Below are 19754 nucleotides of genomic sequence, written 5' to 3' on the forward strand. Positions count from 1 at the left end.
GCAAGATTCCGATGCTTGGGTGTGTCGTCCCGGCATGATACCGCCCCCGCATGGCCGACCAAAACGACATTCCCGCCCTGATCGCCGATATGGGCCAACGCGCCCGCAGCGCCGCCGTCACGCTGGCGCAGATGCCGACCGAGGCGAAGGCCGACGCCCTGCGCGCCGCCGCCGCCGCGATCCGCGAGGCGACCCCGGCGGTGCTGGAGGCCAATGCGCGCGACGTGGCGGCGGGCGCGGCGAACGGGCTGTCCCCTGCCATGCTGGACCGGCTGACGCTGGACGAGGCGCGGATCGCGGGCATCGTCGCGGGCGTGGAGGCGGTGGCCGCTCTTCCCGATCCCGTGGGCGAGCGGATCGACGAGCGCACCCGGCCCAACGGCCTGAACCTGTCGCGCGTCCGCGTGCCGGTGGGGGTGATCGGCATCGTTTATGAAAGCCGCCCCAACGTCACGGTCGACGCCGCGGCCCTCTGCGCCATGGCGGGCAATGCCGCGATCCTGCGCGGCGGGTCGGAAGCGGTGCACAGCAACCGCGCGCTGCACGCCGCTTTCGTCCGAGGCTGGACGGCGGCGGGGGGACCTGCGGATGCGGTGCAGCTGGTGCCGACCACCGACCGCGCCGCCGTGGGCGCAATGCTGGCCGCCGACGGCCTGATCGATCTGCTGATCCCGCGCGGCGGCAAGAGCCTGGTCGCGCGGGTACAGGCCGAGGCGAAGGTGCCCGTGCTCGCGCATCTCGACGGGATCAACCATGTCTATGTCGACGGCTCGGCCGATCATGACATGGCGCGGCGGATCGTGCGCGATGCCAAGATGCGCCGCACCGGCATCTGCGGGGCGATGGAGACGCTGCTGATCGACCGCGCCTATTGCCACCCCGCCGAGCTGGTCGCCGCGCTGGTCGACGCAGGCTGCACGGTGCGCGGGGATGCCGACATCCGCGAGATCGTGCCCGGACTGGACGTCGCCACGGCCGAGGACTGGGATACCGAATATCTCGACGCCATCGCCAGCGTCGCGCTGGTCGACGGCCTGGAGGGAGCGATGGCCCATATCGCCGCGCATGGATCGCACCATACCGATGCGATCGTCGCCGAGGACACGGCTGTTGCCGAGCGCTTCCTGGCCCAGGTCGACAGCGCCATCGTGCTGTGGAACGCATCGACCCAGTTCGCGGACGGCGGCGAGTTCGGACTGGGCGCAGAGATCGGCATCGCCACCGGGCGGCTGCACGCGCGCGGCCCCGTCGCGCTGGAGGGGCTGACCACCTATAAGTGGATCGGGCGCGGTACGGGGCAGATCAGAGGGTGAGGATCGGTCTGCTCGGCGGGTCGTTCAATCCCGCCCATAAGGGGCATCGCCGCATCACACTGGACGCGATGCGCGCGCTGAACCTCGACGAAGTGTGGTGGCTGGTGTCGCCGGGCAATCCGCTGAAGGACGGTGCCAGCGACATGGCCCCCTTCGCCGCGCGGTTCGCCTCGGCCCGGAAAATGGCGCGCCGCGCGCCGATCCGGGCCAGCGCGATCGAACAGGAACTGCACACCCGCTACACGCTCGACACGGTGCGGAAAGTCCAGCGCCGCTACCCCGGCCACACGTTTATCTGGCTGATGGGCGAGGACAATCTGGAGCAATTTCATCGCTGGCGCGGGTGGCGTGATATTGCCCGCGCGATCCCGATTGCGGTTATCGGCCGTCCGGGGTACAATGCCGCCGCCCACGCGACACCCGCGCTGGGCTGGTTCAGGCGTTTCCAGAGGCGTCCGGGCCAGGCGAAGAACTGGACGATGTGGAGTTTGCCGGCCTTCGTGCTGTTGCGCTTCCGCCCCGACCCGACTTCCGCCACGGGCCTTCGGGCCCGCGATCCGGACTGGTTTCGGCATATGGGCCGGAACGTCCCCTGAACAGGAGCTCACTTGGCCACTTCCCCGCAATCGCCGCGTCCGTCCGATCCCGCCGAGGTGGAGGCGCTGCATCGCCTGATCCTCGCGTCGCTGGATGACGACCAGGCGGTGGAGACGATCTCGATCCCGCTCGCGGGCAAATCGTCGATTGCCGATTTCATGGTGATCGCCAGCGGTCGCTCGACCCGGCAGGTCGCCTCGATGGCGATGAAACTCGCCGAGAAGATCAAGGCCGAGTTCGGCCGCTCGGTCCGGATCGAGGGTCTGCCGACCGCCGACTGGGTGCTGATCGACGCGAACGACGTCATCGTCCACCTGTTCCGGCCCGAGGTCCGCAGCTTCTACAATCTGGAGCGCATGTGGGCGTTCGGCGACGCGCCGACTCCCCCGGCCAGCCCGGCCGACCGTAACCCCTGATTCACGCCAAGGTCCGCCCGTGCTGCTGCATATCGTCGCGCGCGGGCGGATCGGCCGTTCGCCCGAGGCCGAGCTGGTCGACCGCTATATCAAGCGGATCGGCTGGCCGACCAAGGTCACCGAACTCCCCGACACCGGCGGCAAGGTCCCGCCGCTGGAGGGACAGGCGCGTCTGGTCCTGATGGACGAGAAGGGCGAGAACTTGTCCTCGATGGATTTCGCGCGTCGGCTGGAGCGCTGGCGTGACGATGGCGTGCGCGAGTGCCGCTTCATGATCGGCGCGGCGGACGGGTTCGAAAATGCCGACCGGGCGCGCGCCGACCTGCTCATCTCCTATGGCCGGGCGACCTGGCCGCACATGATGGCGCGCGCGATGCTGGCCGAACAGCTGTTCCGTGCGACCAGCATCCTCGCCAATCACCCCTATCACCGCGAAGGCTGAACGCGTGAGGCGGCGGCATGGCGTGCTGGCGCTGGCGGCCCTGGCGCTGCTCGGCGCGACCGACATCGCCGCCGACCAGCGACGGCTGGCCGATGCGCGAGCGGGTGCGGCGGCGGCAAAGGCGCGTGCCCAGGCGCTGGAGCAACAGGCCGGAGCCGAACGCAACGCCGCCGCCATCGCCCAGGCGAAAGAGCGCGCGATGGCCGCCCGGGTCGCGGCGGCCGAGGCCGAGGTGACGGCGGCGCGGGCACGGGTCGATCTGGTGGCCGGGTTGCTGGAGCAGCAACAGGCGAAGCTGGCCAAGGCGCAGGCGCCGCTCGCCCATCTGTTGGCCGCGATGCAGAGCATGGCCGCGCGCCCGCCGGTGGCGGCTGTGGCGCAGCCCGGCTCGGTCGCCGATCTGGCGCATGTCCGCGCGGTCTTCGCGACCATCGCCCCCGTCATCGCCCAGCGTTCCGCGACCGTCCGCGCCGAATTGGCCGCCACCCGCCGCGTCCGTGCGCAGGTGACGGTCGCGGCACGCGCGCTGGCGGCGACCACCACCAAGCTGGAAAGCGAACGCCAGGCGCTCGCCAAGCTGGAGGCGAACCATCGCGGTCGGGCCGAGGCGCTGGGGCAGGTGGCGATCGACGAATCCAACCGCGCGCTGGCGCTGGGCGAAGCGGCGCGCGACATCGTCGACCGCATGGCCGAACGCGGCGAGGCCCAGGCCATGGCGGGCGAATTGCTCGCGCTCCCCGGCCCCGTCTCGCGCCCGCTCGGGGCAGGCATCATGGGCCCGGTGATCCCCCCGGACACCTATCGCCTGCCGGTGAAAGGACGGGTCACCGGCGGCTTCGGTGAAATTTCCGATTCGGGCGTGCGGGCGCGCGGCATCACTTTGTCGACCGTCCCTTATGCGCCGGTCCTCGCCCCCGCAGGCGGCGAGGTCCGCTATGCGGGCGCGTTCCGGGGCTATGGCGGGATCGTCATCCTGAATCACGGCACCGGCTGGACCAGCCTGGTAACCGGCCTGGGCGGCATCGCGGTCAAACCCGGCGACCATGTCGCGGCGGGGGCGGTCCTAGGCCGTGCGGGACGAGGACGAGGCGGTGTCGAGCCGCGCGTGACGGTCGAATTGCGCCGCGACGGGCGCCCGATGGATATTGCCGCGATATTGGGATGAGGCGAACGAAGGGAACGGATCAACCGCCCGTCTTGATGATCCGGTTCGGCACCGCACACATACCATAGGCCTCTTTGTAGGACTTGTCCCAGCACCGGGCAAAGCCGTCGAGTACGTTCAAGTTCATCGGCCAGGCGATGGCAATCGGCTTTCCATCGGGGCCGCGCGGATCGAAACCTTCCGGCTTGGGTAATGCCGCCAGTGCAGCATGCCATTTGTCAAACGCCGGGCGATTACGCTGAAGAAATGCGATGCTGCTGTCGACATAGAGGTTCCAACCCATGCCATGGTCGTCTTCAACGCTCTTGCGCGACCGTTCGAACAGGGTGATCGCCGCGGCGCGTTGGCCCAGATTGGCGCGTAGCTGGCCCTCGTGCCAGTAAAGAATGCTCGCATGGCGTTCGGGCTTGTTCTTCTCGCGCCAGTCTCGAATGAGATCCGCCGCCTCCGCCTCGCAACCACGCATAGACAGGCTTCGCCAACCGCCGAGCTCCTGATCGAACGCCTGTTGAGGCAAGGCCATCATGGCAGCGCGATCATAGGTGCAGTCGGGCGCGGCGGCAGCGAACAGAAGGGCGATCAGCATGGGGCTTTGTCGCTCAGGAGCAGGCCAGTTGGCAAGCGCGCTGCCCCTGCAAAGGATCAGTCGCGCTCACCCCCCGTTCAGCACGGTTGCGCTTTGATTGCGTCCGGCTTCCCGCTACACAGGCGGTCTGCTTATCTGGTCCAGGACCCTCGATGCCCCGCCCGCTTTTCAGACTTCCGCTGCCGAACCGTCCGCTTCTGACTGCTACTGCCCTTGTCGGCGCGCTGGCCATGGTGCCGATCACGACCTCCGCGATGGCGGCGGTGGACAGTTCGACCGTCCGCCAGTTCGACCGGTTCCTCGACGTCTACAACCGGATCAAGGCCGATTATGTCGACAAGGTCGACGACGACACGCTGATCAAGGGTGCGATCCAGGGGATGCTGGCGGCGCTCGATCCGCATAGCAGCTATGTCGACGCGCTCGACTTCGACAACCTCAAGATCCAGACCGAGGGCAATTATGGCGGGCTGGGCCTGACCGTCTCGATGGAGGATGGCGCGATCAAGGTCATCGCGCCGCAGGAGGATACCCCGGCGGGCCGCGCGGGCGTGAAGTCGGGCGATTACATCACCCATATCGACGGCAAGCTGATCTATGGCCAGTCGCTGGACGAGGCGATCGGCCAGATGCGGGGCAAGCCCGGCACCAAGATCAAGCTGACCGTCGTGCGCCCCGGCCGCGACAAGCCGATCGAGCTGACCCTGACCCGCGAAGTCATCGTCCAGCGTCCGGTGAAGTGGGAGGTGAAGGGCGATGTCGGCTATATCAACATCAACACCTTCTCCGAAAACACCGGCGCCGACACGCGCGCGGCGATCATGGCGATCGACAAGGCGCTGGGGCATCGGCCGCTGGGCTATGTGGTCGATCTGCGCGACAATGGCGGCGGCCTGCTGACCCAGGCGATCGCGGTCAGCGACGCGTTCCTCGACCATGGCGAGATCGTGTCGCAGCGCGGCCGCGAAAAGTCGGATATCGAGCGTTATTACGCCAAGCCCGGCGACGACGCGCATGGCCTGCCGGTGATCGTGCTGACCAACTCCGGCACCGCCTCGGCCTCCGAGATCGTCGCGGGCGCGCTGCAGGATCATCACCGCGCGCTGGTGATGGGTGAGCGCAGCTTCGGCAAGGGATCGGTCCAGACGCTGCTGCCGCTGGGGCCGGAGACGGCGCTCCGCCTGACGACCGCGCGCTACTACACCCCGTCGGGCCGCTCGGTGCAGGAGGGCGGGATCGAGCCCGACATCAAGGTGCCGCAGATTTCCGATCCCGATTACAAGACGCGCCCCGTCTTCCGCGAGGCCGATCTGCGCCGCCACCTGATCAACGAGGTGAAGGCGGACAATTCGATCTTGGAAGAAGATACCAAGGCCGATCCGCGCTTCGCCGCCACGCCCGAGGTACTGAAGAAACAGGGGATCGAGGACTTCCAGCTCTATTATGCGCTGAAGACCGTCGCGCGTCTGGGCGGCCCGACCCAGGTCGCCGCCGCCACCAAGCCGCCGGTGAAGTGATCATGGCCGTCGCCCGCACCCGCAACGAGAGACTGGCGAACATCATCGCCTTCGCCCTGCCCGCCGCGCTGCTGGCGGGAGCCTGGGGCAGCCAGCTGATCGGCGGGCTGTACCCGTGCGAGATGTGCCATTGGCAACGCTGGCCGCATTATGCCGCGCTGGTGCCCGCCTTCCTCGCCTTCTTCGTGCCCCAGCGCAGCATCCGGGGATCGCTTGTCGTGCTCGCCGCGTTGTTGATCGCGGTGTCGGGGGCGATCGGTGTCGCCCATGCCGGGGTCGAATATGGCTGGTGGCAGGGCTTTACCGCTTGCACCTCGACGGTGGATTTCACGGGCGGGAGCGCCGCCGACCGGCTGAACGCGATTTTGAAGGCGCCGGTCATCCGTTGCGATGTGGCGCAATGGACCTTGGGCGGGATTTCGCTCGCCGGGTTCAACGCGATCTTCTCGCTGGGCGGTGCGGTGGCGATCCTGCTGTTGATGAGGAAGGCGCGATGAGCCAGCTTCGCTGGATGCCGGGCGACCGGCGCGAATCGACGAAGGCGATGGTCCGGGTGGACCAGGCCGGGGAATATGGCGCGACCCGCATCTATGCCGGGCAGCTGGCGGTGCTGGGCGACCGGCATCCCTTTGCACGCGCGATCCACCACATGGCCGAGCAGGAAGAGCGCCACCGCGCCTTTTTCGACCGGATGATCGCCGAGCGCCGGGTGCGCCCGACCCTGTTTCAGCCCTTCTGGGACAAGGCCGGTTTCGCGCTGGGCGCGATCACCGCGGCGATCGGGCCCAAGGCGGCCATGGCCTGCACCGCGGCGGTCGAGACCGAAATCGACAAGCATTACCAGGAACAGCGCGACCAGCTGGGCGATAGCGACCTCGAATTGTCGGAGGCCATCGCCGATTTCCAGGCCGAGGAACTGGAGCATCGCGACCATGCACTGGGCGCGGGCGCGGAAGAGGCGATCGCCTATCCGGTGATGTACGGACTGATCCGGGCGGGGTGTAAGGTCGCGATCGCGGCGGCCAAGCGCCTCTGAACGATATTGCGGGAGAGAGAGGATGACGAACCGGTCCCGGGCCGCCGGCATGTTGGCCATGATGACGATCGCAGGCATCGGCGCTGCCCCCGCGACGGCGCAGCAGGTCGCCGCCCCCGGCGCGCTTCCGCCCAAGAAGATCGAGGCCCCCGGCGAGGTATCCCGCAATGCGCCGGTCAACGGCGTGCTGACCCTGTTCGGCAACGAACGCTGCCCGACGGACAATCAGGGCAACGAGATCGTGGTCTGCGTCCGGCGTGGCGCGGAGGAACAGTTCCGCGTGCCCAAGGAACTGCGCGACCTGCAGGTCACGCCCGAGAATGAGAGCTGGGCGGCGCGGGCGACGGGCACGCTGAACGAGGGTGCGGGCGTCAACAGCATCGGCAGCTGCTCGGCGGTCGGCGCAGGCGGCGCGACCGGCTGCTTCGTCCAGCGCGCGCGAGAGAACCGCGCGATCAACGCCCAGCGCAGGCGTGACGAGGAACCGCGGAATCCGTGATTTTCTCGTGGCGGAGTAACCCTTGCCCGCTCGTTCGCACAATTTCCGCGAAGGCCGGGATCGAGGTGGGAAAGCGCGGGCGGGGACTTCGATCGGACCGCAGCTGAACCCTGGCCTTCGCCGGGGTGGCACGCTGCAAAACGCCAGCCTTTCGCCTTGGACGAGGCTGAAGCGCGATCCGGATGTCTTGGCGATGTCGGTCCTTGGCCTTCGACTTCGCTCAGGCCGAACGGGGATGAGAAAATAGACCGATAATGGTCAGGGCAGACCTGCCCCCTCGCCCCGCCACCATTCCCAACCTCCGTTCACGCTGAGCCAAGTCGAAGCACACGCCAGACTCCGGCGGCTGGGCCGATGCCGGACCTGCCACCCATCAGACTGCAACGGATAAGCCCCATCGTCCCTCAGGCCGCCACGGCCTGCACACGCGGCACCTGCGCGATCCGTTCCAGCGCTATCGCACGCGCGGCCTCGTCCGGCGTGATGCTGTTCTGCTCGGCAAGCGCCAGCACCGCTCCCATCTTCCGCCCGACGGCCAGGACCCGCCGCCGCACCTCGGTCGTGCGCCAGCCCAGATATTCGCCCGCCACATTGATGATCCCGCCCGCATTCGCCAGGAAGTCCGGAGCATAGAGGATGTCACGCGCGGCCAGCCGTTCGGCCATGTCCTCGCTCGCCAGCTGGTTGTTGGCCGCCCCGCACACCACGCTCGCGCGCAGTTGGGCGATCGTATCAGCGTCCAGCACCGCGCCCAATGCGCAGGGCGCGAGCACGTCGACGCGCGCCGACAGCAGCGCCCGGCTGCTCATGACCATCGCGCCGAACCGGTCGGCCGCGCGCGCCGCCACCTCGCTGCGCGGTTCCGCCACGATCAGCTTGGCCCCCTGTTCGTGGAGCAGTTCGCACAGCGCATAGCCGACATGGCCCAGCCCCTGAACGCCGACCGTCACGTCGGACAGCTCCGCGCCCAGCCGCTGGCGCACCGCCACACGCATGGCCTGAACCACACCCAGCGCCGTCCAGGGTGAGGGATCGCCACCGGGCTTCTGCCCGGAAACCGGAAGCCCGGCGACATGGCGGGTGCGCGTGGCGACCTCTGCCATATCCGCCACGCTGGTCCCGACATCTTCGGCGGTAACATAGCGACCCTTCAGTTCGGCGACCTGACGCCCGAAGGCGCGGAACATCGCGGCGCGGTCGAACGGTCCCTGGGGCAGGCGGATGACCGCCTTGCCGCCGCCAAAGGGCAGATCGGCCAGCGCATTCTTCAACGCCATGCCCTCGGCCAGCCGCAGCGCATCGACCGTCGCGCTGCGATCGTCGGCATAATGCCACAACCGGCACCCGCCCGCCGCCGGGCCGAGCGTGGTCGAGTGAAGCACGATGACGCCGCTCGCGCCGCTGTCCTTGTCGTGGAACGTCACCACCTCTTCGGGCGGCAGGCTCTGGCGGTCTTGGGCTGGGTGCAGCATCGTTCGTATCCCTGAACTTTCTCTGACATGGAGATAGCCCAGCGCGAGAGGCGAAACTGATCCGATTGGTTAGGCGAATGTCGATTTATCGGTTAATATGACCCCATAATATCCAATTAGAGGATGAAATGTCTCACTATCTCGACATCTGGGAACGACGCATCCTTGCTCTGCTGCAAGAGGATGCCAGCCTGTCAACGGCCGCCATCGCCGAAGCCGTCGGCCTGTCGGCGTCGCCTTGCTGGCGGCGGATCGACCGATTGGAGCGTGACGGGATCATCAAGCGCCGGGTCGCACTGGTCGATCGCGCCAAGGTGGGGCTGAAGGCGCAGATCTTTGCGCAGGTGAAGCTCAACGCCCATGGCCGCGCCAATCTCGACGAGTTCACCGCCGCCATCCGCGAGGTGCCGGAGGTGATGGAATGCCATGTGTTGATGGGCTCGGTCGACTTCATGCTGCGCATCGTGGCGGCGGATATCGAATCCTATGAGCGGCTGTTCTTTGAAAAACTGTCGAACCTGCCCGGGGTGCAGGAAATCAACTCGACGGTGGCATTGTCGGAGATCAAATCGACCACGTCGCTGCCGATTGCCGGGTGAGGCCCTCCCCTTGTCATTGAGGCCTGTCACACGGCCCCCGCACCGTTCGCACTGAGCGTAGTCGAAGTGCACGCCCCGCGCTGGAACCGACCAACCGTCCAGGCTCTTCCGCTAACCCTGCTGGCTAGCGCAGCTTGGGTAGGGGTTGAGCGAGCCTTCGGCTCGCGCGCTCGCGGATGCGAGCGCAGCACCCCTCACCCAGCTCCGACTAAGCCTTGCTTCGCAAAGGCCAAGTCTGCGCAACCCTCTCCCCTCTATGAGGGGCGAGGGGCGAGGGGAGAAGGGCATGGCTGAATGTCGATCCGCTCTAGATCGAGACTGTTGATGCCATTTCCTGAAGCGCGAAGTTTTCAGGCATAAATTACATGAAATGCCCCCTCCCCTTCAGGGGAGGGGTCGGGGGTGGGGCGCTTCCGCAAGCGCGACGTTCGGGGAACGGCCCCACCCCAACCCCTCCCCTAAAGGGGAGGGGCTCACGTTGATTCAAGGCATTGTCGTCAGGCTCGAACCTTCGTCGCTCAGGCTGAGCGGAGGTCCAGATTCGACATTCTCCACGCACGCCCAAAACAAAAACCCCCGGCAGCCCGTCGGGCCACCGGGGGTTTTCAAAAGCATCGCGCGACCTGGGAAGCCCCCGAGTCGCCGCGCATCACTTCGGGGCCAGCACCATCAGCATCTGGCGGCCTTCCATGCGCGGATAGGCTTCGACCTTGGCGACCTCGGCCACCTGCTCGGCGACGCGCTGGAGCACGTTCATGCCCAGCTGGCCGTGGCTCAGCTCGCGACCGCGGAAGCGCATGGTGACCTTCACCTTGTCACCCTCGCCGATGAATTCGACCACCTTCTTCATCTTGGTGTCGTAATCATGGTCGTCGATGTTCGGACGCATCTTGATCTCCTTGATCTCCTGCGTCTTCTGCGACTTGCGGGCGAGGTTCGCCTTCTTCTGCGCCTCGTACTTATATTTGCCGACGTCGAGGAACTTGGCAACGGGCGGGTCAGCGTTCGGCGACACTTCGACCAGGTCGAGGCCGAGCTCCTGGGCCTGGGCCATCGCCTCGCGCGTGTACATCACGCCGAGATTCTCGCCCTCATGGTCGATCACGCGAACCTTGGGGCTTTGAATCCACTCGTTGAACCGAGGACCGTTCATCGGCGGCGCCTGCATCGGACGGCGCATCATGGGAGGACGTATGGGTATTTCTCCTGTGGCAATTACGATTTCAATATAAGCGATCGGGCCCGAATTTGAAAGGGCGAGACAAACGTCCCGCCCTTGTCGTTACTTCGCGCGGATTCAGCCGCGCAGATCGGGCGGGGTCGCCTCTTCGCGCAGCATGGCGATGGCTTCGTCCAGCGTCATGATCTCCTGCGCCTGGCTGCCCAGACGACGGACGGCGACCTTGCCTTCCTCGGCCTCGCGCTTGCCGACGACCAGCAGCACGGGGACCTTGGCGACCGAGTGCTCGCGCACCTTGTAGTTGATCTTCTCGTTGCGCAGATCCGTCTCGACGCGGATGCCCGCCGCCGCCAGCTTGGCCGCCGCGTCCTCCGCATAGCCATCGGCGTCCGACACGATGGTCGCGACCACCGCCTGCACCGGCGCCAGCCAGACGGGGAAGCGGCCCGCATAATGTTCGATCAGGATGCCGATGAACCGCTCGTACGAGCCGAAGATCGCGCGGTGGAGCATGATCGGGCGATGCCGCTCGCCATCCTCGCCGATATAGGACGCATCAAGTCGCTCGGGCAGAACCCGGTCCGACTGGATGGTGCCGACCTGCCAGGTGCGGCCGATCGCGTCGGTCAGATGCCACTCCAGCTTGGGCGCATAAAAGGCGCCCTCGCCCGGCAGCTCTTCCCAGCCATATTGCTCGGTCGCGAGCCCCGCGCGCACGACCGCGTCGCGCAGCTCGGTCTCGGCCATGTCCCACATCTCTTCGGTGCCGAAGCGCTTTTCGGGACGCAGCGCCAGCTTGATCGAATAGGTGAAGCCGAAATCCTTGTAGATCCGGTCCGCCAGTTCGCAAAAGGCGCGAACCTCCTCGACGATCTGGTCCTCGCGGCAGAAGATGTGCGCGTCGTCCTGGGTGAACTGGCGCACGCGCATCAGACCGTGCAGCGCGCCATGCGGCTCGTTGCGGTGGCAGCAGCCATTCTCATAGAAGCGCAGCGGCAGATCGCGATAGGACTTGATCCCCTGGCGGAAGATCAGGACGTGCGCCGGGCAGTTCATCGGCTTCAGCGCCATCCACTGCGCATCGTCCGACACCAGCGGGCCTTCGTCCTCGACGTTCGGCACCTCGTCGGGGATCACGAACATGTTCTCGCGATACTTGCCCCAATGGCCCGACTGCTCCCACTGGCGCGCGTCCATGACCTGCGGGGTCTTCACCTCGCGATAGCCGCCCGCGTCGATCGCGCGGCGCATATAGGCCTCCAGCTCGCGCCAGATGCGATAGCCCTTGGGGTGCCAGAAGACCGAGCCATGCGCCTCCTGCTGGAGGTGGAACAGGTCCATCTCGTTGCCCAGCTTGCGATGGTCGCGCTTGGCGGCTTCTTCCAGGCGGGTCAGATGCTCGGCGAGCTGCTTCTTGTTGAGCCAGCCGGTGCCGTAGATGCGGCTGAGCATCGCGTTCTTCTGGTCGCCGCGCCAATAGGCACCCGACACGCGGGTCAGCTTGAAGGCATTGGGGTCGAGCTTGCCGGTCGAGGCGAGGTGCGGCCCGCGGCACATATCGAGCCAGGCATCCTCGCCCTTGCCCGCACGGTAGACGGTCAGTTCCTCGTCATCGGGCAGCTCGGCGGCCCATTCGGCCTTGAAGCTCTCGCCCTGCGCCGTCCAGCGCTCGATCAGCTGCTCGCGGGTCCAGACCTCGCGGATCAGCGGCTCGTCCTTGGCGATGATCTTGCGCATCTCGGCCTCGATCGCGGGCAGGTCCTCCTCGGTGAAGGGGCGATCCTTGGGCGCGAAATCGTAGTAGAAGCCGTCATCGGTCGCGGGACCGAAGGTGATCTGCGTGCCGGGGAACAGCGCCTGCACCGCCTCGGCGAGGACATGCGCATAGTCGTGGCGGGCGAGTTCGAGCGCGTCGGCTTCGTCCTTCGCGGTCACCAGCGCCAGCGCGGAGTCGCCCTCGAACGGGCGCATGATGTCGCGCAGTTCGCCATCGACGCGCGCGGCGATCGCCGCCTTGGCCAGGCCCGGACCGATCGCGGCGGCGATGTCCGCGGGAGTAGTTCCGGGCGCGACCTCACGGACGGAACCGTCGGGCAGCGTGATACGGAACATCGCGGACATGGATACTCTCTTCGATTAGGGCTGGTGATGCGCCAGCGGAACCCGGCGCGAGGGGCTCTATAGGGAAGAATCCCGATTAGGTATATGGGCAGGTATATGGGGTGGCGCTCAGCCCTGCGCCCGGATCTCCGGCAGTACCTCCAGCGCGGGCCGGGCATACCAGTAACCCTGGTGATAGCGCACGCCAAGATCGCGCAGCGTCGCGGCCTCGGCCGCCGTCTCGATCCCCTCGGCGATCAGCAGCGTGTCGAGTTCGGCGCACATGCCGACCACCCCGCGCACGATGGCGCGGCGGCGGGGATCGGTGTCGATGTCGCGGACCAGTTCCATGTCCAGCTTCACCTCGTCGGGGGCGAAGCGCATGAACCGGTCGAGCCCCGAATGGCCCGCGCCGAAATCGTCGATCGCGACCGAAAAGCCGATCTGCTTGTAGGAATCGATGATGCTCGCGACATGTTCGGGCGATCCCATCTCCTCGTTCTCGGTGAACTCGAAGATCAGCCGATCGACGGGCAGCCCCTGCGCCCGGGCGGTGCGCAGGGTCAGCTGGATACAGGCCATTGGCGAATAGACGGCATTGGGCAGGAAGTTGATCGACAGCCGCGCATCGCCGTCCATGATTCCCGCCGCCATCGCTGTTTCGATCGCCTTCACCCGGCACGCCTGGTCGAAGGAATAGCGGTTCGCCTCGTTCACCTGCGACAGCACGCTATACGCGCCCTCGCCCCCCAGGCCCCGGATCAGCGCCTCATAGGCAAAGGGACGACCGGTCATGGTGTCGACGATCGGCTGGAATGCCATCGTGAACGGAATCTCGAAATCGACACCGTCGCGGCATCCACTGCAAATTTTGCGCATTTCCATGCCCCCCGGCTAGTTGGAATTGGTTAACGCCTTGCTTCACCGGATTTTTCCGGTGCAAGGCGCTTGCCCGGAAAAAGGGCGGCGGTGGTCCGTATCCACCGCCGCCGCAAGGTTCAGGACCTGGGCGTCAACCTTGCTGGCCGCCGCCGTGACTGGCCTGTCCGCCCTTTGCCCCGGCCTCGGCCGCGCGTTCGGGGTCGTTCTTGAAATTGCCGCCGCTTTCCTGACCACCCTTGCGTCCTGCTTCGGATGCCTTTTCGCGGTCGTTGGCGAAGTTGCCCGGATTGTTCTCGCGGCCGCCGCCGCCATTGCTATTGGCCATCTTGTCTCTCCTACTGCCCCCGCAGCGCAAAGACGAAGCGGCGGACCCTCAAGTTTCGGAAATCCGCGCAACAATTATATTCTGCATAAGTGGCAGATCATGATCTGTTTAATGGAGCGAAGCGGTACGAACTTCAACAATCCTGACCCATATCATTATCAGCCACAGGGGCGAAGCCCAAAATAACGGGGCGAACCACATCATTGTCTTCGCCAATATCGCGCGGCGCAGCCGGTCCCTATTGATCGATTGGGCAGGCCGCCATTGCCGTGACCTTGCCGCCGATGGGCACAGGTGACAGGTCGATACGAACCGGCGGTGCGGTGGCGGAGACCGGGATTCACGAGGGCGGGTTTGTCTGCGCCATCGCGGTCCGTGCGATGCATGGGCCAAGCGCCATGCCTTTATCGCCTTCCCTCACGCGATCCCGAACGGCACCAGATGATTGTCCTGCGTATGACCGATCCGCGCCCGCCCCAGATAGGGCACGCCCATCTCGGTGCACCAGCGCTGGATCATGAACTCCAGCGTCTCGCCCCATTCGGGCTCGTTGGCCTGGACGTTGCTGACCGCGCCCAGCCGGACGCCCGCCACGCCCTTCAGCTGGGTGGCGTTGGCCATGGTGAACAGCATCCGGTCGACGGCATAGAGATGCTCCGACACTTCCTCGATCATCAGAACATGGTCGGTCAGGTCGGGCAGCCAGGGCGTGCCGATCAGCGCATGGAGGATCGACAGGTTGAACGCCGCCGCCGGGCGGCCGTCGAGGCCCGGCTCCAGCCCCTGCCGGTCGCCGCTCACCAGCCAGCCGAGCGAGCGCGCCACCGTCGCGTCGCCATGCTGGCGGCGAATATCGCTTGCCATCGGACCATGGACCGGCCGTCCGATCCGCCGCGCGTAAAGCGCCGCCAGTACGAAGCCGAGGTCGGAATAGCCGATATAGGTCTTGTGCCCCGCCGCCGCGTTCAGATTCGGCATGACCCGCGACAGGATGCGGTTCGATCCATAGCCGCCGCGCAAGAACCAGATCGCGTCGATGCCGGGGTCATTGGCGAACTCCAGAAAGGCCGAGGCGCGGCGTTCGTCGGACCCGGCGAAATGGCCGTCCTGCTCATAGCATTGCGGGTGGAAGATCAGGTCGACATCCGGATAGGCGATCGCGGCGAAGGCACTGACCGGGGCTTCGGCGGCGGGGTTGCCGATGCTGGCGGGGGCGAGGATTCCGATCTTCATTCTGGCGTACCCCCTTGGCTGCCGATCCGGCGGGGCATTGCCCTGTGCCGCATTACCGCCGATAGCGTGGCGCCATGACCAACGGCAATTCCTGTTTTCTGGTGGGTATCGGCGGATCGGGCATGATGCCGCTGGCGATGATCCTGCGCGCGCGCGGCTGGACGGTGGCGGGCTCCGACCGGGGACTGGATCAGGGGCGCGTCGCCGCCAAGTTCGACGCGCTGCGCGCCGCCGGGATCGCGCTGTTCCCACAGGACGGATCGGGCGTGACCTCGGCCGACCAGCTCGTCATCGCCTCGGCCGCCGTCGAGGAGACGGTGCCCGACATCGTTGCCGCCAATCGGCTGGGCTGCGCCCGCGCCACCCGCGCGCAGATGCTCGCAAGCCTGTTCAACGAGAGCGCGCTGCCCATCGGCGTCGCGGGGACCAGCGGCAAGTCGACCGTCACCGGCATGATCGCCTTCATCCTACACGAAACGGGGCGCGATCCGACCGCGATGAACGGCGCGGTGATGAAGGATTTCGTCTCGCCCGACAGCCCCTTTGCCAGCGCGCTGGTCGGCGGCGGCGAGGCGTTCGTCAGCGAGGTGGACGAAAGCGACGGCTCGATCGCACTCTATAATCCAGCCATCGCGGTGCTGAACAATGTCAGCCTGGACCATAAGTCGCTGGAGGAATTGCGCGACCTGTTCGGCGGATTCGCGGCGCGCGCGCGCCATGTCGTGGCGAATGCGGGCGATGCCGAGACGGCGGCCTTGCTGGCCGACATCCCCAACCTCACCACCTTTGCGGTGGAGGGGGCAGCCGATCTGGTCGCCGAGGCGTTGAAGCCCGAACCCTTCGCGATTCAATTCGACCTGATCACCGGGGGGGCGGGCTATCATGTCCGGCTATCGGTGCCGGGCCGCCACAATGTCTCCAACGCGCTGGCCGCCATTGGGGCGAGCGTGGCGGCGGGGGTGCCGCTGATCGATGCGATCCGCGCGGTCGAGCGCTTCACCGGCCTGAAACGCCGGTTCGAGAAGGTCGGCGAGGCGAAGGGCGTCACCGTCATCGACGATTTCGGCCACAACCCCGACAAGATCGCCGCGACGCTCGACACGCTCCACGCCTTTGCCGGTCGGTTGCTGATCCTGTTCCAACCGCACGGTTATGGCCCGCTCAAGGTCATGCGGACCGAATTGGTCGACAGCATCGCCGCGCGGATGAAGCCCGACGACGTGCTGGCGATTCCCGATCCGGCCTATTTCGGCGGCACCGTCGCACGCGAGGTGACCAGCGCCGACATCGTCGCCGACCTGCGCGCGCATGGGCTGGATGCCCGTCACATCGCCGACCGTGCCGAGGCGGCGGCGGCGCTGGTGGCCGAAGCGCAGGAAGGCGACCGTATCGTGGTGATGGGCGCGCGTGACGACACGCTCAGCCTGCTGGCGCAGGACATGGTGGAGCAGCTGGCAGCGACGTAAAGGACGCTTGACGTAAAGCAAACTTTCCATGTAAAGCCTCCTTCACATACGAGGGAGGTTCGTGATGCGCCTGCAACCTGAAATGAAGCGATATACCCGCCGCCTGCTGGTGACGATGACGCTCTATGCCGTCGCTCTGATCGGCGCGAATATGTGGTTCCGTCATGCGCCTCCCTCAGGCCCGCTGGCCTATCTGGTCGCCATCCTGCCCGCGCTGCCGATCATGGGCGTCTTCGTCGTGATCGGCCGGTTGCTGGTGGAGATGCGCGACGAATATGTCCGGATGCTTCTCGTGCGACAGTCGCTCATCGCAACCGGCTTTGCCCTGTCCGTTTCGACGGCATGGGGGTTTCTGGAGGGCTTCGGTCTTGTGGAGCACACCCAAGGTTACTGGACGACCGTCCTTTGGTTTGGTGGCTTCGGGCTGGGCGGCTGTGTCAACGCATTGACGGAATGGCGGGCGCGCACGTGAACAACCACCTCCGCACCCTGCGCGCCGAACGCAGCTGGAGCCAGCAGGACCTGGCCGAGCGGCTGGAGGTCAGCCGCCAGAGCGTCAACGCGATCGAAACGGGGCGCTACGATCCCTCGCTCCCCCTCGCCTTCAAGATCGCCGAGCTGTTCGGTTGCGCGATCGAGGACATCTTCGTCAGCCCGTCCAAAGGCTGATTTGGCCCATTCCCATCGCCATGATAGGATCGACGCCAACGGCCATAGGAGAACGCCCGTCATGTTCCGTCGCCTGTTTACCGAACATCCCGAAAGCGTCGGCGAAAGCTATGTCGAGCATTTCGGTGTCGCAGCACGGTTCGGGGGGATCATGATCCTGGGCGGGCTGGGCGCGATCGTCCATGCGGTGGTGCCGGGACTGTGCACCACGACGGGCAGCGACACGGTTGCCCGGCTCCATGCCGAGATGGTGGCCAAGCGGCGCAAGAAACAGGCCGCGCAGGCGCAGATGAAGAGTGTCGAATATGTGATCTGAGGGGGGTGCCCCTTCACCCCTCGCTGACGCGAGCGGTCCCTCTCCCCAAGCGAGCTTGGGGAGGAATGGGGTGGGTTCAAGCCGCTTGCCGTTGGCACCAGCCAAGCCTAATTCCGTCAGGCGTCGCGTGTGACACGGTGAATCTGGCTGCCGTAGGACCGAAGACTTTCGGGATCGCTTGCGAGGGACTGGCAGTCCTCGCCGCGCGGCGCACTCCTCCACATCCGTTCGGCCTGAGCGCAGTCGAAGGCCAAGGGATGCCCTCTCTCCACGGGGTTGCTTGGCAATGCCATGGAGTGGCCTTCGACTTCGCTCAGGCTGAACGGAGGTTAGGACTGATGAGGGAGATCGAAGCGTCCGCTTTGCAATCCCTCCCTCGCATCTTAAATCCGGTGGCATGACCGACACGCCCACACCCCGCCCCAAGCTCGCCCATCACTGGACGCCGGGGACCGGCCCCGCGATCGTGTTCCTGCCCGGCTATGCCTCGGACATGCAGGGGTCGAAGGCGCTGGCGCTGGAGGCATGGGCCCAGGCGAACGGCCGGGCCTTCCTGCGCTTCGACTATGGCGGCTGCGGCGAGTCGGAGGGCGCGTTCGAGGATCAGGCGCTGGTCGACTGGCGGGACGACGTGGTCGCGATGCTCGACGATGTGGTGAAGGGACCCGCCATATTGGTCGGATCGTCGATGGGCGGCTGGTTGATGCTGCTCGCCGCCAAGGCACGCCCCGAACAAGTCCAGGCGCTGGTCGGCATCGCGCCTGCGCCCGACTTCACCGACTGGGGCTTTTCCGAAGAGGAGAAGATGACGATCCTCCAGACCGGGCGGCTGGAGCGGCCCAATCCTTACGGCCCCGCCCCCACCATCTATACCCGCCGTTTCTGGTCGTCGGGCGAGGCCAATCGCCTCACGTTCGGCTCCATCGCGTTCGACGGGCCGGTCCGCCTGCTTCAGGGCATGGCCGACTCCGATGTGCCCTGGCAGCGGACCACCCATCTGGCGCAGCTGTTCCGTTCAGCCGATGTGCAGACTGTCTTGATCAAGGACGGGGACCACCGGCTGTCGCGCGATGCCGATATCGCGCTGCTGATCCGGGCCGTCGAGGACGTGTTGCACCGCCTATGATCCTGCTCTCCCTGGCGCTGGCCGCCGCCGTACAGTCCGCCCCCGCCAAGACGCCGCCCCTGCCGACCGACCCGCGCGAGGCGCGCTATCAGCGCTGCGTGACGCTGGCCGACACCAATCCCGCGGCGGCCAAGGTCGAGGCGGGCAAATGGCGCCTGGCGGGCGGCGACTATTTTGCGCAGCAATGCCTGGGCCTTGCCTTTGCGGCCGAGCGCAGCTGGAGCGCCGCCGCCAGCGCCTTCGAACAGGCCGCCCGCGCCGCCGAGACCGCGCATGACGTGCGCGCCGCCAATTACTGGGCGCAGGCGGGCAATGCCTTTCTGGCTGCCGGGGACGCCACCCATGCCCGCGCCGCGCTGGATGCTGCACTGGCGGCAGGCGAGTTGAGCGGCTTCGCGCTGGGCGAGGCGCAGCTCGACCGGGCGCGGGCCTCGGTGGCGGGCGGGCAGATGGCCGCCGCGCGTACCGATCTGGACGCCGCGTTGACCAACGCGCCTGCCGATCCGCTCGCCTGGCTGCTCTCGGCGACGCTGGCGCGGCGGATGAAGGACCTGCCCCGTGCGCAAAAGGATATCGCCCAAGCGCTGGCCCGATCCGCCGACGATCCCAGCGTCCAGCTGGAGGCGGGCAACATCGCCGCCGTTGCGGGCGACGAGGCGGGCGCCCGCAAGGCGTGGAGCGAGGCCGCCCGCCTCGCCCCGCCCGACAGCCCGATCCGCGCCGAGACGGCCAAGGCGCTTTCGCAATTCCCGTCCCGCTAATCCCTTATCGCACGTAAAGGTCATGCTTTCCCGTTCGGGATAGCATGGCTGTCC

The 19754-nt window shown here is 66.7% G+C and carries 23 protein-coding genes; 16 read left to right on the top strand and 7 right to left on the bottom strand.

Annotated features, from left to right (window positions below; translation table 11 throughout):
• The first annotated feature begins 50 nt into the window (after positions 1-50).
• Genes ACWKSV_RS10325 through ACWKSV_RS10345 form a run of 5 tightly spaced genes read left to right on the top strand, consistent with a single transcriptional unit; the run spans position 51 to position 3933 of the window.
• Complete coding sequence (locus tag ACWKSV_RS10325) at positions 51-1313, top strand: glutamate-5-semialdehyde dehydrogenase (RefSeq protein WP_076717414.1); 1263 nt, start codon at positions 51-53, stop codon at positions 1311-1313.
• Positions 1310-1909, top strand: coding sequence for a nicotinate-nucleotide adenylyltransferase (locus tag ACWKSV_RS10330; RefSeq protein ID WP_056436904.1), 600 nt, complete (start codon positions 1310-1312; stop codon positions 1907-1909). Before ACWKSV_RS10325 ends, ACWKSV_RS10330 begins: the two co-directional genes overlap by 4 nt.
• A 12-nt stretch (positions 1910-1921) precedes the next feature.
• Positions 1922-2326: a ribosome silencing factor gene (rsfS, locus tag ACWKSV_RS10335; RefSeq protein ID WP_042483930.1), complete on the top strand. Its 405-nt coding sequence runs from the start codon at positions 1922-1924 to the stop codon at positions 2324-2326.
• Between the two features lie 19 nt (positions 2327-2345).
• Positions 2346-2768 carry a 23S rRNA (pseudouridine(1915)-N(3))-methyltransferase RlmH gene (locus ACWKSV_RS10340; protein ID WP_076717418.1) on the top strand — a complete coding sequence of 141 codons (423 nt, stop codon included), beginning with the start codon at positions 2346-2348 and terminating at the stop codon, positions 2766-2768.
• A 4-nt stretch (positions 2769-2772) separates the two neighbouring features.
• Positions 2773-3933 carry a murein hydrolase activator EnvC family protein gene (locus ACWKSV_RS10345; RefSeq protein ID WP_076717420.1) on the top strand — a complete coding sequence of 387 codons (1161 nt, stop codon included), beginning with the start codon at positions 2773-2775 and terminating at the stop codon, positions 3931-3933.
• A gap of 19 nt (positions 3934-3952) precedes the next feature.
• Here the strand turns inward: ACWKSV_RS10345 and ACWKSV_RS10350 are convergent, their stop codons facing one another.
• A complete protein-coding gene (locus tag ACWKSV_RS10350) occupies positions 3953-4519 on the bottom strand; it encodes a hypothetical protein (protein ID WP_076717422.1) in 567 nt (188 codons plus the stop codon).
• 152 nt (positions 4520-4671) lie between these two features.
• On the opposite strand from ACWKSV_RS10350, the gene ACWKSV_RS10355 reads away from it, so the two are divergent.
• Genes ACWKSV_RS10355 through ACWKSV_RS10370 form a run of 4 tightly spaced genes read left to right on the top strand, consistent with a single transcriptional unit; the run spans position 4672 to position 7571 of the window.
• Positions 4672-6036 (top strand): S41 family peptidase, encoded by a 1365-nt coding sequence (locus ACWKSV_RS10355; protein WP_076717423.1) that lies wholly within the window; start codon positions 4672-4674, stop codon positions 6034-6036.
• A gap of 2 nt (positions 6037-6038) precedes the next feature.
• Positions 6039-6533 carry a disulfide bond formation protein B gene (locus ACWKSV_RS10360; protein ID WP_056436893.1) on the top strand — a complete coding sequence of 165 codons (495 nt, stop codon included), beginning with the start codon at positions 6039-6041 and terminating at the stop codon, positions 6531-6533.
• Positions 6530-7072, top strand: coding sequence for a demethoxyubiquinone hydroxylase family protein (locus ACWKSV_RS10365; RefSeq protein ID WP_076717425.1), 543 nt, complete (start codon positions 6530-6532; stop codon positions 7070-7072). The genes ACWKSV_RS10360 and ACWKSV_RS10365 overlap by 4 nt, the downstream gene beginning before the upstream one ends.
• 58 nt (positions 7073-7130) lie before the next feature.
• Positions 7131-7571 carry a hypothetical protein gene (locus tag ACWKSV_RS10370; protein WP_237243435.1) on the top strand — a complete coding sequence of 147 codons (441 nt, stop codon included), beginning with the start codon at positions 7131-7133 and terminating at the stop codon, positions 7569-7571.
• Positions 7572-7975: 404 nt separating this feature from the next.
• On the opposite strand, the gene ACWKSV_RS10375 is transcribed toward ACWKSV_RS10370, so the two are convergent.
• On the bottom strand, positions 7976-9043 hold the full coding sequence (locus tag ACWKSV_RS10375; RefSeq protein WP_076717427.1) for a Glu/Leu/Phe/Val family dehydrogenase: 1068 nt from the start codon (positions 9041-9043) through the stop codon (positions 7976-7978).
• 128 nt (positions 9044-9171) lie between these two features.
• Between ACWKSV_RS10375 and ACWKSV_RS10380 the strand changes: the two genes are divergently transcribed.
• A complete protein-coding gene (locus ACWKSV_RS10380; RefSeq protein WP_076717429.1) occupies positions 9172-9642 on the top strand; it encodes an Lrp/AsnC family transcriptional regulator in 471 nt (156 codons plus the stop codon).
• A 649-nt stretch (positions 9643-10291) separates the two neighbouring features.
• Here ACWKSV_RS10380 and infC read toward each other — a convergent pair.
• From infC to ACWKSV_RS10405, 5 genes are all read right to left on the bottom strand, one after another.
• Positions 10292-10825: a translation initiation factor IF-3 gene (gene infC / locus ACWKSV_RS10385; RefSeq protein ID WP_037569087.1), complete on the bottom strand. Its 534-nt coding sequence runs from the start codon at positions 10823-10825 to the stop codon at positions 10292-10294.
• Between the two features lie 114 nt (positions 10826-10939).
• Complete coding sequence (gene thrS, locus ACWKSV_RS10390; protein WP_076717431.1) at positions 10940-12943, bottom strand: threonine--tRNA ligase; 2004 nt, start codon at positions 12941-12943, stop codon at positions 10940-10942.
• Positions 12944-13051: 108 nt separating this feature from the next.
• On the bottom strand, positions 13052-13801 hold the full coding sequence (locus ACWKSV_RS10395) for an EAL domain-containing protein (RefSeq protein ID WP_172839693.1): 750 nt from the start codon (positions 13799-13801) through the stop codon (positions 13052-13054).
• 133 nt (positions 13802-13934) lie between these two features.
• Positions 13935-14129 carry a con-10 family general stress protein gene (locus ACWKSV_RS10400; protein ID WP_056436877.1) on the bottom strand — a complete coding sequence of 65 codons (195 nt, stop codon included), beginning with the start codon at positions 14127-14129 and terminating at the stop codon, positions 13935-13937.
• Between the two features lie 417 nt (positions 14130-14546).
• On the bottom strand, positions 14547-15362 hold the full coding sequence (locus ACWKSV_RS10405) for an LD-carboxypeptidase (protein ID WP_076717433.1): 816 nt from the start codon (positions 15360-15362) through the stop codon (positions 14547-14549).
• 74 nt (positions 15363-15436) lie between these two features.
• Here ACWKSV_RS10405 and ACWKSV_RS10410 point away from each other — a divergent pair, with 74 nt between their 5' ends.
• The 6 genes from ACWKSV_RS10410 to ACWKSV_RS10435 all read left to right on the top strand — a co-directional run bounded on the left by ACWKSV_RS10410 (position 15437) and on the right by ACWKSV_RS10435 (position 19700).
• Complete coding sequence (locus ACWKSV_RS10410) at positions 15437-16828, top strand: UDP-N-acetylmuramate--L-alanine ligase (protein WP_076717435.1); 1392 nt, start codon at positions 15437-15439, stop codon at positions 16826-16828.
• 64 nt (positions 16829-16892) lie between these two features.
• A complete protein-coding gene (locus ACWKSV_RS10415; RefSeq protein ID WP_076717437.1) occupies positions 16893-17300 on the top strand; it encodes a hypothetical protein in 408 nt (135 codons plus the stop codon).
• Positions 17282-17497 (top strand): helix-turn-helix transcriptional regulator, encoded by a 216-nt coding sequence (locus tag ACWKSV_RS10420; protein WP_443026369.1) that lies wholly within the window; start codon positions 17282-17284, stop codon positions 17495-17497. Before ACWKSV_RS10415 ends, ACWKSV_RS10420 begins: the two co-directional genes overlap by 19 nt.
• A 61-nt stretch (positions 17498-17558) precedes the next feature.
• Entirely contained in the window at positions 17559-17813 is a 255-nt protein-coding gene (locus ACWKSV_RS10425) for a DUF6356 family protein (protein WP_056436864.1), read from the top strand.
• 397 nt (positions 17814-18210) lie between these two features.
• A complete protein-coding gene (locus tag ACWKSV_RS10430; RefSeq protein WP_076717439.1) occupies positions 18211-18939 on the top strand; it encodes an alpha/beta hydrolase in 729 nt (242 codons plus the stop codon).
• On the top strand, positions 18936-19700 hold the full coding sequence (locus ACWKSV_RS10435) for a tetratricopeptide repeat protein (RefSeq protein WP_076717441.1): 765 nt from the start codon (positions 18936-18938) through the stop codon (positions 19698-19700). Before ACWKSV_RS10430 ends, ACWKSV_RS10435 begins: the two co-directional genes overlap by 4 nt.
• The last annotated feature ends 54 nt before the right edge of the window (positions 19701-19754 follow it).

It is taken from the genome of Sphingomonas sp. SphC10 (genome assembly GCF_057004845.1).

Coding starts and splice junctions, on each gene's coding strand:
- ACWKSV_RS10360 (WP_056436893.1), top strand. CDS start 6,039: ATGGCCGTCGCCCGCACCCGCAACGAGAGACTGGCGAACATCATCGCC.
- ACWKSV_RS10425 (WP_056436864.1), top strand. CDS start 17,559: ATGTTCCGTCGCCTGTTTACCGAACATCCCGAAAGCGTCGGCGAAAGC.
- infC (WP_037569087.1), bottom strand. CDS start 10,825: ATGATGCGCCGTCCGATGCAGGCGCCGCCGATGAACGGTCCTCGGTTC.
- ACWKSV_RS10430 (WP_076717439.1), top strand. CDS start 18,211: ATGACCGACACGCCCACACCCCGCCCCAAGCTCGCCCATCACTGGACG.
- ACWKSV_RS10370 (WP_237243435.1), top strand. CDS start 7,131: ATGATGACGATCGCAGGCATCGGCGCTGCCCCCGCGACGGCGCAGCAG.
- ACWKSV_RS10380 (WP_076717429.1), top strand. CDS start 9,172: ATGTCTCACTATCTCGACATCTGGGAACGACGCATCCTTGCTCTGCTG.
- ACWKSV_RS10395 (WP_172839693.1), bottom strand. CDS start 13,801: ATGCGCAAAATTTGCAGTGGATGCCGCGACGGTGTCGATTTCGAGATT.
- ACWKSV_RS10365 (WP_076717425.1), top strand. CDS start 6,530: ATGAGCCAGCTTCGCTGGATGCCGGGCGACCGGCGCGAATCGACGAAG.
- ACWKSV_RS10375 (WP_076717427.1), bottom strand. CDS start 9,043: ATGCTGCACCCAGCCCAAGACCGCCAGAGCCTGCCGCCCGAAGAGGTG.
- ACWKSV_RS10400 (WP_056436877.1), bottom strand. CDS start 14,129: ATGGCCAATAGCAATGGCGGCGGCGGCCGCGAGAACAATCCGGGCAAC.
- thrS (WP_076717431.1), bottom strand. CDS start 12,943: ATGTCCGCGATGTTCCGTATCACGCTGCCCGACGGTTCCGTCCGTGAG.
- ACWKSV_RS10325 (WP_076717414.1), top strand. CDS start 51: ATGGCCGACCAAAACGACATTCCCGCCCTGATCGCCGATATGGGCCAA.
- ACWKSV_RS10405 (WP_076717433.1), bottom strand. CDS start 15,362: ATGAAGATCGGAATCCTCGCCCCCGCCAGCATCGGCAACCCCGCCGCC.
- ACWKSV_RS10435 (WP_076717441.1), top strand. CDS start 18,936: ATGATCCTGCTCTCCCTGGCGCTGGCCGCCGCCGTACAGTCCGCCCCC.
- ACWKSV_RS10350 (WP_076717422.1), bottom strand. CDS start 4,519: ATGCTGATCGCCCTTCTGTTCGCTGCCGCCGCGCCCGACTGCACCTAT.
- ACWKSV_RS10415 (WP_076717437.1), top strand. CDS start 16,893: ATGCGCCTGCAACCTGAAATGAAGCGATATACCCGCCGCCTGCTGGTG.
- ACWKSV_RS10420 (WP_443026369.1), top strand. CDS start 17,282: ATGGCGGGCGCGCACGTGAACAACCACCTCCGCACCCTGCGCGCCGAA.
- ACWKSV_RS10355 (WP_076717423.1), top strand. CDS start 4,672: ATGCCCCGCCCGCTTTTCAGACTTCCGCTGCCGAACCGTCCGCTTCTG.
- ACWKSV_RS10410 (WP_076717435.1), top strand. CDS start 15,437: ATGACCAACGGCAATTCCTGTTTTCTGGTGGGTATCGGCGGATCGGGC.